Raw genomic sequence first — 15,702 nt, 5'->3', positions numbered from 1 at the left:
GGGAACACCCTCGGCTCGGGACCGCCTAACGCAGCCGGTAGGCGCGCACGATGTCCTGGGTCACGGTGTTCCCGTGCACGTCCCCGGCGCTCGCCCGCAGTGACACGTACCCGGAGGAGCCGGCGAGGTCCGGATGCGTGATCGTCACGGTGCCGCCGTCACCGTCCCGCCGGACCTCGGCCCTCGTCCACGTCGCGCCGTCATCGAAGGACGCCTCTACCCCGACCTCCCGGACCGGGCCCGCCGTGGCGGTCCTGTCGACCTGGAACGGGATCTGGAACACGCCGCCCGCCGGCGCGGAGCCGTCCCCGTCGAGTTGCGGCGAGAACCGTACGGCGAGCAGGGGCAGCGCGGTGGTCTCGCGCGTGGCCTTCGAGTCGAACTCCCACGCGGCCTCGACCTTCGTGGAGACATCCGCCTGACGGGTCGCGGACATGACGAGCCGGTAGTGAGCGCGGTCGGACGGCACCTGGAAGCCGGCGCCGTTCGGCGTGAGCCCGCCCGCGAAGATCTTGCCGTCCCGGTAGAGCTCGGTCCTGCCCGTGGCGCCGCCCCACGTCGCGTACGCGTAGTGGCCTGGGCTCGGGTCCGATAGCAGAGGCAGGGTGGCGGTGATGACGTTGCCCAGGCGGTTGGGCGCCGTCGTGCCGACGACCGGCCCGAGCACGCCCGACAGCCACTGCTCGGTGTACTCCTGGCCGCCGGCGTACTGCCGCCAGGCCTGGTTCTGGAGCTGCGCCGGCTTCGGCGTGGTCTTGTAGAGAACCGAGGACCAGCCGACCGGGCCGGTGCCGTGGAAGTAGGACGTGAGCGTCCCCGGCAGGGGCCACTCGCCGGGCCTGATCGGCTCGGCGGGCGGCGCGGCCGAGCCCCGCTGCACGGCGTAGTCGATGCGGTCCGCCCCGCCCCGGCCGCCCTGCGTGCCGGCGTCGGCCCGGACCTTGGCCAGGTCGGCGTCGGTGATGACCGGGTGGGTCGCCACGGGACCGGTCTCGCTGGCCACGCCGATGTTGCACACGGCGGCGCCGTCGGGACCGCACGCGGTGCTTCCCGCGACCCCGCGCAGGTACTGCGCGGCCGTGTAGACCATGCCGGGCGTCTCCGCCGGGGCGACGTACGCCTCGGTGGCCTGGCTCGCGTAGACCTGGCCGGTCCCGGCGAGCCCGAACGCCGTGCCGCTGACGCCATCGGCCTCCGTGCCGTTGAGTGTCGTGGCGACCTTCACGCCGTCGCGCGCGTCGAGCGTCACCTCGGCGTCCTTGTCGAGCGTCACGGGCTTGGCGACCAGCGTGAAGGAGGGATACCACGGCTCCCGCGCCGGGCTCCTGGTCGGGATCCAGGCGAAGGCGGTGTACCGGCCCTCCGGCAGGGGGCCCTGCATCGGCCTGCCGTACGTGCCGCCGCCGTAGAACTCGCCCGTCTCGTGCCGGGCCAGGTAGACGACGAAGCCGTACGTCCTGCCGTTCGTCACGCCGTCCCTGTCGACGGTGTTGACGGTGATCTGGTGGGTGACCGGCGCCGAGGTGGCGGAGACGGCGGACCTGACGACGTCCTGCCCGGCGCGCGCGGTGACGAGGGCGCCCCGTGTGCCGGTGCCCTCCGCCTTCACCGTGACCTGCGCTTCGCCGTTGGGCGGCACCTCGACGTGACGCCGGTCCAGCGTGAAGGCGCTCCCGTTCGGCACGTCGAGCTTCAGCTTCACGGGCCGGTCGCCGTCGTTGCGGTAGGTGATCGTGCCGGTGGCGGTGGTGCCGAGGTTGAGGGTGGCGGGTTCGGCGCGGACCAGCTCGCTGGTCGCCCGGTCCACGTCAACGACCCCGACGCCCTGCTCGAACACCGTGGCGTCCTCGATGGGCTCGGCAGTGCTGACCAGAGCGGCCTTGAGCCGGGCCGCGGACCAACCGGGGTGCTGCCCGGCGAGGATCGCGGCCGCGCCCACGACGTGCGGCGTGGCCATCGAGGTGCCGCTGAGCAGCGTGTACCGGTCGTCGAGCGGCAGCCCCATGCTGGTGCCCGCGGCCCGCGCGGCGGCGATGGAGTAGCCCGGCGCGGAGATCTCCGGCTTGACGGCGTCGTCGCCGACCCGGGGGCCGCGGCTGGAGAAGGTGCTGAGCTGGCCGTCCTTGGTGACGCTGCCCACCGTGAGAGCGGCGTCCGCGCTGCCGGGCGTGCTCACCGTGCGGTTGTGGCCGGCGTTGCCCGCGGCCACGACGAACAGCGTGCCGTACTTGGCGGTGAGCGCGTTGAGCGACTGCGACATCGGGTCGGTGCCGTCGGTGTAGGCGCCGCCCAGGCTGAGGTTCACCACCTTCGCGCCGGACGCGGCCGCCCACTCCATGCCCGCGATGATCGCGGAGTTGGGGCAGCCCGAGTTCAGGCAGACGCGGCCGATCATCAGTGTGACTCCCGGCGCGACGCCCGGCTGCGGGCCCGTGCCCGCGATGATCCCCGCGACGTGCGTGCCGTGGCCCTGCGTGTCCGCGACCCCCGTGGGGCTCGCGGTGAAGTCGCGGCTCTCGCCGATCCTGCCGGCGAGGTCGGGATGCGCCGCGTCGATCCCGCTGTCGAGCACCGCGACCTTCACGCCCGCGCCGGTGAGCCCGCGCCGCCACGCGGCGGGCGCGCCGATCTGCTGGACGCTCTCGACGTCGAGCGGCCGGGCCGTGCCGTCCAGCGAGATCTTCGCGATTCCGTCGGCCAGCCGCTCGGCCTGGGCCGGGGCCGTGGGGTTGATCCCCTTCCAGAACCCGGCCGTCTCCTTGCGCGCGACCGTGGCCGCGACGGCGTTGACCGACGGCAGCGCGCGCTTCACCTGGGCGCCGTCCGTGCGGAGGTCGTCCGTGCCCTCCTTGACGGCCCCGGCGGAGGGATAGCTCACGATCAGCGGCAGCGTGCCGGAGCCCGCGCTCCAGTTGTCCAGCAGATGGGAGACGTCGAACAGGGCCGGATCCAGCGCCCCGGTGTCAAGGAGCCGCTGCGCGTCGAACGGCACGACGGAGACCTCGCCGTCCTTGACGGACTGCGTGAACGGCATGCCGTCCCGGCCCTCGCCCGGCCGGAACACCACGCCCGGCGAGCCGTCGGGCAGCACGTTCACGGTCACCTCGTCGCCGGTGATGAGAGTGACGGTGCCGGAGGCCGGGCCGGCGCCCGGATCGACCGCGGCCGATCCGGCGAGGGGAGCGGCCTCCGTCATAGCGGCGTGGGCCGGGGCCGAGAGCCCCGGGATGAGACAGGCCGCGACGAGGGCGGCGACCGCCGCGAGTAGGGGCGGGGGAGAGGACCGCATGCAGGCTCCTGGTGCAGATCAAGAGAGGACCAAGGTCGGAGACTTGCACACGCACGAATCAGTACGGAACACTGCGCAATGCCCAAAACCGGGCAATTACGCAAAAGCGGCACTACGGGGGAGGTGGCGCGTGCTGGAGGCTCTCGGGCTGACCGGCCGGGAGGAGGTGGTCTACCAGGCGCTGCTGGACGACCCCGCGATGACGGAGGCCGGGCTCCGCGAGGTGACCGGGATGACGACCGTCTCCGCCGCGCTGCGCGCGCTGCAGGACAAGGGCCTCGTGGCCCGGCTCGCCGGACGTCCCACGCGGTATTCCGCCGCTCCGCCCGAGGTCGCAGTCGAGATGTTGATCCGCGCCCGCGAAGAGGAACTGCAGAAGATCAGGGTCGACTCCCTGCTGCTGACCGAGCGCTTCCGCGCCGCCCGCCGCCCCGAGGGCGCCGGCGCCCTCGTCGAGACGCTCGAAGGGGTGGACGCCGTACGGCAGCGCTGGATCCAGCTCCAGCAGGCGGCCAGGCACGAGATCTGCGTCCTCGACTGCCCGCCGTACCTCACCCAGGACAATCCGGTGCAGAGCGAGCGGCACGCCCGCGGTGTCGAATACCGGGTGGTCTACGACACCACCGCCCTGACCGTCCCCGGGCGGCTGGAGGACATCGAGTCGCACATCAAGCACGGCGAGCACGCCAGGGTGGCCTCCGACGTTCCGGTCAAGCTGCTGCTGGCCGACGACCACGTCGGCATGATCTCCCTCTGGCGGCCGGCCACCGCGGACAGCGTAATGATCATCCACTCCTTGTCGCTGCTGACCGCCTTGCGGGCCCTGTTCGAGTCGGTGTGGAACCGCGCCTCGCCGTACTCGCTCACGGGAGACCCGCTCGGCGTGGACGATCGCCGACTGCTGACGCTGCTCGCCGCAGGGATGACCGACGAGTCGATCGCCCGCCAGCTGGGCTGGCATCCGCGGACCGTGCAGCGGCGGGTGCGCAGGCTCATGGACACGCTGGGCGTGCGCACCCGGTTCCAGGCCGGCATGCACGCCCAGCGCGAAGGCTGGCTCTAGTGCCCTGACCGGCAAGGTTTGCCCGGAAGGCGCGGTGTCCAGGGTGGTGCATCGCAAGGCGGAGGAGGAGGTCGTAGCGGAGCCTACGGCCGACGACGACAACGCGGCGAGGTGCCGCCCTGGGCAACGCGACGGGGCAAAGATTGACGGGAGGGGCACTAGCACCGCGCTGGACGGGCGCGCGGCTCGGGGCCGCCCCCGGGGCGGAAAGGCGGCGCCCCGCTGCCTTTGTCAGGCAACGGGGCGCAGGGCTTATGGCTTCAGCCCTTGTAGTTGAACACCTGGCGGAGCGTGTGCTGGATCTCGACCAGGTCCTTCTGGTCCGCCATGACCTGATCGATGGGCTTGTACGCCTCGGGGTGCTCGTCCACCAGGGAGGAGGCCCGGTCGGCGTTCCACGTCCGGCCGCGCATCGCCTCGGTGAGGGACGTGGCGGTCAGCTCGCGCTTGGCCCGGCCGCGCGACATCCGGCGACCCGCCCCGTGCGAACACGAGTTGTACGACGACGGGTTCCCCCGCCCGCTCACGATGTACGACTGGGTGCCCATCGAGCCCGGGATGACGCCCTCGTCGCCGGTGTCGGCCTTGATGGCGCCCTTCCGGGTGATCCACAGGTCCTTGCCGTGATGCGTCTCCCTTTGCGTGAAATTGTGATGGCAGTTGATCGACCGGAGTCGTGAGCCCTTGCCGACGACGCTGAACAGGGCGTTGCTCAGCACCTTGTCCATCCGGGCACGCGAGGCCATGGCGTACCGCTGCGACCACAGCATGTCGTCGATGTACGCCGCGAACTCCGGGGTGCCCTGCACGAGGTAGGCCAGGTCCGGGTCCTCCAGGCCGATGGCCTGGCGCTTCATCAGGCTCTTCGCTCCGATGATGTGCCTGGTCGCGAGCTGGTTGCCGATTCCGCGCGATCCCGAGTGCAGCACCGTCCAGACCCGGTCCCGCTCGTCGAGGCAGACCTCGACGAAGTGGTTCCCGGACCCGAGGGTGCCGAACTGGGAGGCCACCGTCCTCTCCTGCTTGGGAGTCAGATCGGTGTGCGGCCGGCCTAGCTCGCTCAGCGCCCTGTCCGAGGCCCGGTCGTCGTGGCCCTTGCCGACGCCGGCGGGGATCCGCCTCTCCACCAGCGGCATCAGGGCGCCGAGGGAGTCCGGAAGGTCGGCCGCCGTGAGCGTCGTCTCGGTCGCGATCATGCCGCAGCCGATGTCGACGCCCACCGCCGAGGGGATGATGGCGCCCTCGGTGGGGATGACCGATCCGACCGTCGCCCCGATGCCGATGTGCGCGTCCGGCATGAGGGCGACATGGCCGGACACGAACGGCATCCGCGCGGTGCGCGCGGCCTGCTCGATCGTGCCCGGGTCGACGTCGCTCGCCCAGGACAGGAGGTTCGGTGCGACCTCGTTCGGCATGATGATCTCCTCTACGGTCGAGATCTACTGTGCCGATGTCTTCGCCGCAATCCCACTGATTATTCTGAACGCCCCGGGTGGGGGGCCGCCGCGCCGACGCTCAGATCGATCTTGACGGGGGAGTGGGGCGGTGTCAGGCTCCTGGGCATCGCGATCGGGCTCTTCGTGGCGGGGCTCATCCTCATGATCCTGCTCGCCTGCTGGTTCCTCTACGCGATGCTCTCCCTCGACTGACCGCGCTTCAGGGGCAGCTCCTCCATGAGGGCGAGGTAGCCGTCTTCCAGAGTCGGCTCGGCCGGTTGGGCGTGGGGAGCCGGGGGTTCGGGCGCGACGACTCGGTAGCGTGTTCCGGCGCCATCGGGAAGGGCGGACACGATCCGCCCGGAAGCGGGCGGGGGGCCGGAGGTCGTGACGTTCCACACCCGCCGGCCCGCCAAGGCGGTCAGCTCCCCAACCTTGCCCTGGAAGACCAGACGGCCCTTGGCGAGGACCGCGACCGACCGGGAGGTCTGTGCCACGTCATCGACGATGTGCGTGCTGAGCAGCACCGTGCGGTCCCCGGCGAGCTGGGAGAGCAGCGTGCGGAGCCGGATCCGTTCCTCTGGGTCCAGCCCGGTCGTCGGCTCGTCCACGACGAGCAGGCGGGGGTCGGCGAGCAGCGCTTGGGCGACACCGACCCGCCGCAGCATCCCGCCGGAGAAGCCCTTGAGCCTGCGGTCGGCGTGCTCGGTGAGCGCGACCACCTCGAGCAGCTCGCCGATCCTGCGCCGCCGGGTAGGACGGGAGTCCAACCCCTTGAGCAGCGCGATGTAGTCGAGGAACCGCCGTGCGGTCAGGTCGGGATAGACCCCGAGGTCCTGCGGCAGGTAACCGAGGGTTCGCTGTACGGCGAGCCGGCCGTCGGGCGTCGTGATGTCGTGCCCGCCGACGCGCACCGTCCCGGACGTGGGCTTGAGTATCCCGGCCAGGATGCGCATGAGGGTGGTCTTGCCCGCCCCGTTGGAGCCAAGCAGGCCGTACATGCCGGTCGGCACGTCGAGGTCGAGCCCGGCGAGGGCGTGGACGCCGCCCTTGTAGGTCTTGGACAGGCCGGAGATCTGGATACGCATCGTCAGGACTCCGTGAGGGCGGTGTGAAGGCGGGCGAGGGAGAGCACGGCTGCCGCGAGCGCCACCATCAGGCCGATCCACAGCAGGGCGACGGACGGGGTTGCCACGGGACGCAGCAAGTTGAGCGACGCGCCGGGCCACGGGCCGGTGGTGCTCATGCCGTCGGGCATCCTCAGGCGGAGAAGGCCGTAGGGGACGTAGTCGCTGTCGGCGGCGAAGACGGTGTGAGACAGGGTCGGCATCATCGTGGCCGGGATGAGGTTGCCCCAGACCCAGTAGCCGGCGAAGAGCACGCGGAACAGCAGGGGCGGCATCAGCAGCGGCCCGGCGACGGACAGCGCGCCCAGGAAGAGCAGGCCCGGGACGATGCCGAGCAGGAACATCAGCGCCGACCAGCCCAGTGCGGCGGGCCGTCCCTCCATGATCACCCAGACCACGGCCCGGCCGAAGTACGCCACGGCGAACGGCGTCGCGGTGGCCGCGCACGTGCCGAGATACTTGCCGATCAACCGGCCGGTCCGGCCGGACGGCGTCGCGTCCAGGATCGCGGCGACGCCGAGCCGCCGGTCACGGACGAGCCGGTCGGCGAGCATGCATCCGTAGACTATGGGCAGCAGGGTCATCGTGATCGTGGCCGAAGTGACCATGGCGGCCTTGGGGTCGTGCCCGCCTCCCCGGCCCAGGTCCAGCATCGTGTACGACTCTCCGAAAGTGGCGATGAGGGCCGCCAAGGTCAGCCCGTACACGACCCAGAGGACGGGGCGGCGGACCTGCATGCGGAACTCGTAGCACAGCGCCGCGATCATCCGCGCTCCCCTCCGAGGATCCGCTCGGTGTTCCCGAGCAGGGCCCAGGCCGCCCCGAGAAGCGGCAGGGCGGTGCAGATCAGGCCAAGGCGATTGGGCAGCCAGGCGCCGGGCGCCGCGCCGCGTGCGGTGGCGGACAGGTAGAGCAGCCGGGGCGCCGCGCTCTCCCGCAAGGGGCCGGAGAGAACCTGTTCGAAGACCCAGACGACGGCGACCGTCGTGGTGGCGGCCACGGTGCTCCGGAACACGGCCGCGGCGAGCAGGCCCAGAGCCGTCAGCCAGACGGCGGGCGCCAGCCAGGTGAGCTGACCGGCGGGGACGGCGGCGGTGCCGAGGGGAAACGCGGGGAGGGCGGCGAAGACGTCCCACCAGCCGGTGACGATGAGCAGCGACGAGAGAGCCAGGGCGCACAGGGCCGCCCAGCCGGCGATGACGGCCAGGCGGCGCAGCACGGTCGAGCGATATCTCGCCGGCAGGCTGAGCTGGAGCTCTGTGGCGCGATCCCGGCCGATCACCGAGGCGGCCGCCAGCCCGGCAATGAGCGGGATCCCCGTCTCCACCGCCCACAGGAGCATCCATGCCGTGGTGCCCGCGCGGGAGCCGAGCCGGGCGCCGAACGCGGCGAGCAGCAGGGTGGCAAGCACGAACGCCGGAGGCGCGAGCAGGGCCGCGCGCCCGGCTCCGCGTATCTCGTGCGACCAGAGATCAAGAGCAGTCATGACCAGTGAGTTGCGCGGACGCGCCGGATCGGTTCACCCCGGCCCGCCGCGATCACGGCGGCGAACGCGAGGACGAGGGCGAGGGCGACCGTGGCCGGGCTGGTCGTCCAGAAGCCCTTGACGCCGTCCAGGATGGGCAAACCGGTGGCGGTCAGCGCGTACAGGCTCCACACGGCCAGCGCGACGCCGATCGCGCCCTCGGCGGTCCAGCACACCGACAGCAGCAGGCTGAGCGCCGACAGCAGGGCCATCGGGCCGAACCACGCCGCGATCAGCGGCATCAGCTCCACAGGGGCCGAGTGCAGCACGGTCAGGACCGCTGAGGCCAGCAGCGCGAGCATGAGGTCGTAGCCGAACACCAGCGTCATCCGGGCCAGCAGCACGACACGCGGCGACGTCGGCGTGACCGCGACCACCTCGAAGGCGTCGTCGCGCTCGGGGCCGTACGACCCCGCGACGCCCATACCGGCGATCAGCGGGGCGACCAGGGCCAGCACGAGCTCGGCGGCGTCCCTCTTGGCCAGGACGAACCCCACGCTGACGGCCATGACCAGCGCCGACGTCAGCCACAGCGCCCGACGCGGGATCCGGGCCTCCATCACGAGGAGTGTCCAGGCCCTTACGGTTCGCGGCACCGGCGGCGCGTCCACGCCGTCGAGCACGGACCTCATCAGGACGCTCCGGATGATCTCGGGCCCCGGCGGCGGCGGGATGTCGTCGCGGATCTCCGGCAGTTCAGGCCATTCGTTCATCGAGGCACCCCCTCAGGGTCGCGCGGGCGTGATGGAGACGGCTCTTGACCGTGCCCACCGGGATGTCCAGCACCTCGGCGATCTCCTGGTGGCTCAGGTCGCCGAGGAACGCGAGCACGACGACCTCGCGCTGCGGCAGCGGCAGCCGCACCAGCGCTCGTCGCACCCGGTCCCCGCCCAAGGCCAGCTCCTCCGGGCCGGCCCGGAGATCCGCGCCATCGGACGGCTCGGCGGCGGTGGGAGGCGGCGCGCCGCGCAGCCGGTTGTGGGCCTGCCGCCGCGCCACCCCGAACAGCCAGGTGCTCACGCTGGAGCGGCTCCGATAGGTGGCGGCGGAGCGCCATACGGCCAGCAGCGTGTCCTGGAGGATCTCCTCCGCCGTGCCGCGATCTCCGGAGAGCCGGTAGAGGAACACGAACAACGGCCCGGAGTAGCGCTCGTGCAACTGGGTCAGCGCACCGGCGTCACCGCCCGCGATCCTCGCCAGGAGGTGTGCCTCCCATGTCTGCGGACCACCTCTCCAGCCCCGCGTCATCTCCCTGACTTCCCATCCATCGGCAGGTATGTAGCGCCGGCGGTGCCCCAGGGTTCACGGGGCCGTGCCCATGATGGGACGGCCGGAGGCCGGCGGCATCGGAATGATGAGCGCACGGACGCGGTTGTCGTCAGAGAGAGCACAGGCCGTAGGCTTGAGTCTTCTCTCGCAACGGAGGTCCACTCGTGCTGGTTGACTCCTTCGGTCGGGTGGCGACGGATCTGCGAGTGTCGCTCACCGATCGGTGCAACCTGCGGTGCGCGTACTGCATGCCGCCCGAGGGGCTCGACTGGCTTCCGAAGCCCGACCTGCTCACCGCCGACGAGATCATCCGGCTCGTGCGGATCGGCGTCGAACGGCTCGGCATCACCGAGGTCCGGTTCACCGGGGGCGAGCCGCTGCTCCGCCGGGAGCTCGTGGAGATCGTCGCCGCGACGACAGCCCTGCTCCCGCGCCCGCAGGTGTCGCTGACCACGAACGGCATCGGCCTGTCCCGGCTCGCCGAGCCCCTCGCCCGCGCCGGGCTCGACCGCGTCAACGTCTCGCTCGACACGCTCGACCGTGACGTGTTCGTACGGCTCGCGCACCGCGACAGGCTGGGCGACGTTCTCGACGGCCTCATGGCGGCCGACGGGGCCGGGCTCCGGCCCGTCAAGGTCAACACCGTGCTGATGCGCGACATCAACCAGCACGAGGCGGTCCCGCTGCTTCGCTACTGCCTGGAGCGCGGATACGAACTCCGCTTCATCGAGCAGATGCCCCTCGACGCCCAGCACGGCTGGCGGCGGGAGGACATGGTGACCGCCGACGAGATCCTCGGGCTGCTCAAGGACGCCTTCGACCTCACGGAGGACGATCCGCGCGAACGCGGCAGCGCCCCTGCCGAGATGTTCCTCGTCAACGGCGGCCCCGACCGGGTCGGCGTGATCGGCTCGGTCACCCGCCCCTTCTGCGGGGCCTGCGACCGCGTCAGGATCACCGCGGACGGCCAGGTCCGCAACTGCCTGTTCGCCACCGAGGAGTCCGATCTCCGTACGGCACTGCGCGCCGGGGCGCCGGACGACGAGCTGGCGGAACGGTGGACGGCGGCGGTCCGGGGCAAGAGGGCCGGGCACGGCATCGACGACCCGAGCTTCCTCCAGCCGGCCCGCCCCATGTCGGCCATCGGCGGCTGAGGCCCGCCGCCGGAAAATGGACACGCTCCAGGACCGCCCGGACGGCTTGCCGTACGACGCGGTGATCCTCGCGGGGGGACGGGCCGAGCGGCTCGGCGGCCTCGACAAGCCGGGCGCGCTGGTCGGCGGCACGCCGCTGATCGAGCGCGTGGCGGCGGCGGTGCCGGACGCCCGCACACTCGTCGTCGTGGGGCGCCCGAGACCGGGCATGCGGGCGAGGGCCGTTTTCACCACGGAGGATCCCCCCGGAGGCGGGCCGGTGCCCGCGCTGCGCGCCGGGCTGGCCGAGGTCACCGCGGAGTGGGTGGTGCTGCTCGCCGCCGACCTGCCCTTCCTCACCGCCGCGCACGTGTCGGCCCTCATGCGGGCCGCGTCGGCCGCGTCGCCCGAGGCGGCGGGAGCCGTACTGGTCGACGACGGCGGCAGGGAGCAGTGGCTGACCGGGGTGTGGCGCGCGGCCGTGCTGGCGGAGGGGCTGGAGCGGTACGACGGCCGGTCACTGCACCGGCTGCTCGGCCCGCTGGAACCGGCGCGGGTCCATCTGGCGCCCTCCGGCGACGAGTCGCCGCCGTGGTTCGATTGCGACACGATGGATGATCTCGGCGCGGCCCGGAAGCGGGCCCGCCAGGGATGAGGAGTGCGAATGAACGTGCTTGAGGAGTGGACCGCCCTCGTCTGCCGGGAGCTGGGGATCGACCCGGCGCGGGTGGACAGGGACGCGGTGCTCGACCTGACCAGGGACGTCGCCCACGGCGTCGCGCGGCCCGCCGCGCCGTTGACGGCCTACCTGCTCGGGCTGGCGCAGGGGGCGGGCACGGCGCCGCCGGACGCGGTGGAGAGGCTGTCGAGTCTGGCCCGCGACTGGGAGAAGGCCACGACCGAGACCCTGGGGGACGCGTAGACCGGAGGCAGCGCGGTTAATACAGGGCTCGGTAATACAGGGTTCATAAATGAAAAGGGCGACGCCGGGTGGTTACGGGGGCAAACCACCCGGCGTCGCTTTCATCGGCGTTCCGACGGGGGCCCGGAACGCCGGCACAAGCGCTCCGACGGGGGACCAGAGCGCTTGGCTAAACTGTACACCTACAACCCATGGGTTGCGTCAAGACTTTGTCACGACCCGATCTCGCGTCGATGGCGTGGTATCTCGTTTTGGTTAGATCCAGTCGTGTCTACGGGTGGAGGAAGCCCCTGACCTCGTTGATTTGCCCCAACGACGGCAAGGTATGGCAAAAGAACGGCCCCCGCCACGAACAGCGCCCTGACGGGCCACGGAGCGGGGACGGCTACAGCAAGAATGAGGCATATGAGACGGATGCCCATCTTGATCAAATAGCTGATCTCGCGGCGCTTGATGTCGTCGGACAGCGATGGCTGCGCGTCCGTCACCTGGTGGACGACCGCGCGGCCCTTTCTGAGCCTGCGCCATGGATTCACGATTCCACGGTAGCCCCCCGCGGGCGCTGCGGCGCGGCGGGGATACGATCATGCCCACCAGACACGAGGAGGAGCACGATGTCGGACCGAACCTACCGAGTGACAGAGATTGTCGGAACCTCGGGAGAGAGTGTCGACCAGGCCGTCCGCAACGGCATCCGGCGGGCCGCCCAGACGCTGCGGCACCTGGACTGGTTCGAGGTCACCGAGGTGCGCGGTCACATCGAGGACGGCGAGGTCGCCCACTTCCAGGTCGGCATGAAGGTCGGCTTCCGGCTCGAAGACGCCTGAGCGGCCCGGAGACCGCCCGCGACGCCTGAGACGCCTGAGACGCCGAGCCGCCTGGGACGCGCCTGACCAGGCCGCCCGCCGGTCTCAGTTGGCCTGGCTCACCGTGGACATGTTGAAGTCCGGCACGCGGACCGGCGGCATGACAGCGCGGGTGAAGTAGTCGTTCCACTCCCGGGGGAGGGTCTGCTGGCTCGCGCCTACCTCGGTGAGGCGCCCGAGCAGGTCCACCGGCGACTCGTTGAACCGGAAGTTGTTGACCTCGCCGACGACCTCGCCGTTCTCCACCAGATAGACACCGTCCCGGGTGAGCCCGGTGAGCAGCAGCGTCTGCGGATCCACCTCGCGGATGTACCACAGGCAGGTCAGCAGCAGCCCGCGCTCGGTCGAGGCGACCATCTCCTCCAGCGATCGGCCGCCCTCCGGGCCCGTCAAGATCAGGTTGTCGATCTGCGGCGTGGCCGCCAGCCCGGTCAGCTCGGCCGAGTAACGGGTCTGCAGCAGATTCGCCAGCGTGCCCTCGGAGATCCAGTCCGTCGCGCCCAGCGGGAGCCCGTTGTCGAAGACCGACTGCTCCCGGCTGGAGGCGTGCGCGACCACGAACGGCGAGCACTCGATGCCGGGATAGGCCGGGTCGCTGTACAGCCGCAGCGGGATGTCCGACAGCCGCTCCCCGGCGCGCGTGCCGCCGCCGGACTTGGAGAAGACCGTCCGGCCGTCCGCCGCGTCACGGGCGCCGGCCGACCAGTACAGGTAGATCAGCAGGTCGGAGACCGCGGTCGGCGGCAGAATCGTCTCGTAACGCCCGGCCTCCAGGCTGACGCGGCGCTTGGCCCACTCCAGCCGCTGGGCGAGCGTGGCATCGAGCGCCGCGACGTCCACGTCGGTGAAGTCGCGGGTCGCCACGCCCGTCCAGGCCGACCTCGACATGTCCTCGGACTTGCCGTTGAGCTCCAGGCGCCCCGTCGGCTGGTCGTGGCGCAGCCGCAGGCCCGTCGACGACCCCACGAACGTGGACGTCAGGATGTGCTCGGCGAAGCCGTACAGCCTCCTGCCGGATGCCTCGGCGGCGGCGAACGACTCGCCGAGCGCCGGCGCGAAGTCGCGGAAGACCTCGATCGACGTCGGCTCGACGGCGCGGTCCCAGTCTCCGGCGGAGCCAGACGGCTGGGACGGCTCCACGAGCGGGCGGGTGTCCTCGGACGGCTGCGCGTCCCTCGCGGCCTTGTCGGCCGCCGCGACCACGTCGGCGAGCTGGTCCGGTCGTACGGCGGCGCGGGACACGACGCCCACGCCCTGCCCCACGACCGAGATGACGGTGAGCTGCGACGACCGGGCGACCCCGTTGGTCGTCAGCGTGTTGCCCGCGAAGCGCAGGTTGGCGGTGGACCCCTCGTCCACGATCACGACGCAGCCGTCGGCCTCGCTCAGCGCGAGCGCCCGCTCGACCGTCTCCTGTGGCGTGGTCATGCCGTCCTCCTGTTCGATTGCCTCGCCTCCGGCGAGGCGGGCTCGGGGCGCCGTTGAGGCGGGGCGGTCGTGCGGAGGTCGATCACTTGCCGCCCTCCTGGACGGTGTTGAGTATCCGCACGCCGCGGAACAGGGCCGAGGGGGCGCCGTGACTGACCGGCGCGACCTGGCCGGGCTGGCCCTTGCCGCAGTTGAACGCACCGCCGAGCACGTAGGTCTCCGGCCCGCCGACGGCCTCCATCGACCGCCAGAAGTCCGTGGTCGTCGCCTGGTAGGCGACGTCGCGGAGCTGCCCGGCCAGCCGGCCGTTCTCGATCTTGTAGAACCGCTGCCCGGTGAACTGGAAGTTGTACCGCTGCATGTCGATCGACCAGCTCTTGTCGCCCAGGATGTAGATGCCCCGGTCGACGCGGGAGATGAGCTCGTCCGTCGAGGGCCCGTCGTCGGCCGGCCGCAGCGAGACGTTGGCCATCCGCTGGATCGGCACGTGGCCGGGGGAGTCGGCGAACGCGCAGCCGTTCGAGCGTCCCAGACCCTTGAGTAGCGCCATCCGCCGGTCGAGCTGGTAGCCGACGAGCGTGCCGCCGCGCACGATGTCGAACGACTGCGCCTCCACGCCCTCGTCGTCCCATCCGACCGTGGCAAGGCCGTGCTCGGCCGTACGGTCACCGGCGACGTTCATGATCGGCGAGCCGTAGTGCAGGGCGCCCAGCTTGTCGAAGGTGGCGAACGAGGTCCCGGCGTAGGCCGCCTCGTAGCCGAGGGCGCGGTCCAGCTCGGTCGCGTGCCCGATCGACTCGTGGATCGTCAGCCACAGGTTCGAGGGATGGACCACCAGGTCGTACGTCCCGGCGTCGACCGAGGGCGCCTTGAGCTTCTCGGCCAGCAGTTCGGGGATCTCGGCGAGCTCGGCGGGGAAGTCCCAGCCGGTGCCGGTGAGGTACTCGTACCCCCGGCCGACGGGCGGGGCCAGCGTGCGCATGTCGTCGAACCGGTCGCCGTCGGCCTTCATCGCGGTGAGCGACGGGTGGACCCTGACCCGCTGCTGCGTGGTGACCGTCCCCGCCGTGTCGGCGTAGAACTTCTGCTCCTTCACCTGCATGAGGGCGGCGGAGACGTGGTCGACCGCGCCCAGCATGCCCGAGGACCAGTCGCCCAGCAGGGCCACCTTGTCGCGGAGCGGCACGTCGAACGGGTCCACGTCGTAGGCGGACACCCACGTGACGTCGGCGTAGACCGCCTCGGGCGCCAGCTCGACCGGCTCCCGGTTGATCGGCGCGCTGACCGCGGCGACCCGCACGGCCTCCTCGGCCGCGCGCGCCGCGGCCTCCGGCGTGAGCTCGATCCCGGAGGCGAACCCCCAGGTGCCGTCCTTGATGACCCGTACGGCGAAGCCGAGGTCGTCGGCGTCCATGGAACCCTCGAGCCGGGCGTCGAACAGGCGCAGCGTCTCGGCGCGCACCCGTTCGAGGCGGAAGGCCGCGTGCTCGGCTCCCAGGTCGCGGGCGCGCTGGAGGGCCGCGTCCGCCAGCCGCCGCAGCGGCAGGGCGAGAAAGTCGGGGTCGATCTGGCGCATGTCCACGATCCTAACCCTGTGATCTTGTGCCCTGCGGACAAGTGGTTTACCCAGCGGGAGACGATACG

16 protein-coding genes are annotated in these 15,702 nt (G+C 71.5%); 6 read left to right on the top strand and 10 right to left on the bottom strand.

Annotated elements, in window-relative coordinates:
* Nucleotides 1-25: 25 nt before the first annotated feature.
* Complete coding sequence (locus N5079_RS21280) at nt 26-3,289, bottom strand: S8 family serine peptidase (protein ID WP_261585709.1); 3,264 nt, start codon at nt 3,287-3,289, stop codon at nt 26-28.
* 130 nt (nt 3,290-3,419) lie between these two features.
* On the opposite strand from N5079_RS21280, the gene N5079_RS21275 reads away from it, so the two are divergent.
* Nucleotides 3,420-4,352: a helix-turn-helix transcriptional regulator gene (locus N5079_RS21275; protein ID WP_261585708.1), complete on the top strand. Its 933-nt coding sequence runs from the start codon at nt 3,420-3,422 to the stop codon at nt 4,350-4,352.
* 260 nt (nt 4,353-4,612) lie between these two features.
* On the opposite strand, the gene N5079_RS21270 is transcribed toward N5079_RS21275, so the two are convergent.
* Nucleotides 4,613-5,767, bottom strand: a complete 1,155-nt coding sequence (locus N5079_RS21270) for an RtcB family protein (RefSeq protein WP_261585707.1) — start codon at nt 5,765-5,767, stop codon at nt 4,613-4,615.
* 111 nt (nt 5,768-5,878) lie between these two features.
* Here N5079_RS21270 and N5079_RS21265 point away from each other — a divergent pair, with 111 nt between their 5' ends.
* Nucleotides 5,879-6,001 carry a hypothetical protein gene (locus N5079_RS21265; protein WP_261585706.1) on the top strand — a complete coding sequence of 41 codons (123 nt, stop codon included), beginning with the start codon at nt 5,879-5,881 and terminating at the stop codon, nt 5,999-6,001.
* Here the strand turns inward: N5079_RS21265 and N5079_RS21260 are convergent.
* Genes N5079_RS21260 through N5079_RS21240 form a run of 5 tightly spaced genes read right to left on the bottom strand, consistent with a single transcriptional unit; the run spans nt 5,977 to nt 9,688 of the window.
* Entirely contained in the window at nt 5,977-6,876 is a 900-nt protein-coding gene (locus tag N5079_RS21260) for an ABC transporter ATP-binding protein (RefSeq protein ID WP_261585705.1), read from the bottom strand. The two genes, N5079_RS21265 and N5079_RS21260, sit on opposite strands and share 25 nt — an antisense overlap.
* A gap of 2 nt (nt 6,877-6,878) precedes the next feature.
* Entirely contained in the window at nt 6,879-7,682 is an 804-nt protein-coding gene (locus tag N5079_RS21255; RefSeq protein ID WP_261585704.1) for a hypothetical protein, read from the bottom strand.
* Entirely contained in the window at nt 7,679-8,401 is a 723-nt protein-coding gene (locus N5079_RS21250; protein WP_261585703.1) for a hypothetical protein, read from the bottom strand. Before N5079_RS21250 ends, N5079_RS21255 begins: the two co-directional genes overlap by 4 nt.
* Entirely contained in the window at nt 8,398-9,153 is a 756-nt protein-coding gene (locus N5079_RS21245) for a hypothetical protein (protein WP_261585702.1), read from the bottom strand. Before N5079_RS21245 ends, N5079_RS21250 begins: the two co-directional genes overlap by 4 nt.
* Nucleotides 9,137-9,688, bottom strand: coding sequence for an RNA polymerase sigma factor (locus N5079_RS21240; protein WP_261585701.1), 552 nt, complete (start codon nt 9,686-9,688; stop codon nt 9,137-9,139). The genes N5079_RS21245 and N5079_RS21240 overlap by 17 nt, the downstream gene beginning before the upstream one ends.
* A gap of 185 nt (nt 9,689-9,873) precedes the next feature.
* On the opposite strand from N5079_RS21240, the gene moaA reads away from it, so the two are divergent.
* Genes moaA through N5079_RS21225 form a run of 3 tightly spaced genes read left to right on the top strand, consistent with a single transcriptional unit; the run spans nt 9,874 to nt 11,764 of the window.
* Nucleotides 9,874-10,863 (top strand): GTP 3',8-cyclase MoaA, encoded by a 990-nt coding sequence (moaA, locus tag N5079_RS21235; RefSeq protein ID WP_261585700.1) that lies wholly within the window; start codon nt 9,874-9,876, stop codon nt 10,861-10,863.
* A 16-nt stretch (nt 10,864-10,879) separates the two neighbouring features.
* Nucleotides 10,880-11,497 carry a molybdenum cofactor guanylyltransferase gene (locus N5079_RS21230; protein ID WP_261585699.1) on the top strand — a complete coding sequence of 206 codons (618 nt, stop codon included), beginning with the start codon at nt 10,880-10,882 and terminating at the stop codon, nt 11,495-11,497.
* A gap of 9 nt (nt 11,498-11,506) precedes the next feature.
* Entirely contained in the window at nt 11,507-11,764 is a 258-nt protein-coding gene (locus tag N5079_RS21225; RefSeq protein WP_261585698.1) for a DUF6457 domain-containing protein, read from the top strand.
* Nucleotides 11,765-11,976: 212 nt separating this feature from the next.
* On the opposite strand, the gene N5079_RS21220 is transcribed toward N5079_RS21225, so the two are convergent.
* The gene (locus tag N5079_RS21220) at nt 11,977-12,252 is read right to left on the bottom strand and encodes a DUF3099 domain-containing protein (protein ID WP_261585805.1); all 276 of its coding nucleotides are present in this window, start codon (nt 12,250-12,252) and stop codon (nt 11,977-11,979) included.
* A 126-nt stretch (nt 12,253-12,378) separates the two neighbouring features.
* Here N5079_RS21220 and N5079_RS21215 point away from each other — a divergent pair, with 126 nt between their 5' ends.
* The gene (locus N5079_RS21215; RefSeq protein ID WP_261585697.1) at nt 12,379-12,591 is read left to right on the top strand and encodes a dodecin; all 213 of its coding nucleotides are present in this window, start codon (nt 12,379-12,381) and stop codon (nt 12,589-12,591) included.
* An 84-nt stretch (nt 12,592-12,675) separates the two neighbouring features.
* On the opposite strand, the gene N5079_RS21210 is transcribed toward N5079_RS21215, so the two are convergent.
* Both N5079_RS21210 and N5079_RS21205 read right to left on the bottom strand, forming a co-directional pair.
* Complete coding sequence (locus N5079_RS21210) at nt 12,676-14,058, bottom strand: metallopeptidase TldD-related protein (protein ID WP_261585696.1); 1,383 nt, start codon at nt 14,056-14,058, stop codon at nt 12,676-12,678.
* 82 nt (nt 14,059-14,140) lie between these two features.
* Nucleotides 14,141-15,634, bottom strand: a complete 1,494-nt coding sequence (locus N5079_RS21205; RefSeq protein ID WP_261585695.1) for a TldD/PmbA family protein — start codon at nt 15,632-15,634, stop codon at nt 14,141-14,143.
* Between the last annotated feature and the right edge of the window lie 68 nt (nt 15,635-15,702).

The organism is Planotetraspora sp. A-T 1434 (assembly GCF_025420585.1).
In the GTDB taxonomy this organism is placed as follows: domain Bacteria; phylum Actinomycetota; class Actinomycetes; order Streptosporangiales; family Streptosporangiaceae; genus JAOEGB01.
The sequence above is the reverse complement of the archived record's forward strand: the minus strand, read 5'-3'. Positions and strand labels throughout refer to the sequence as shown.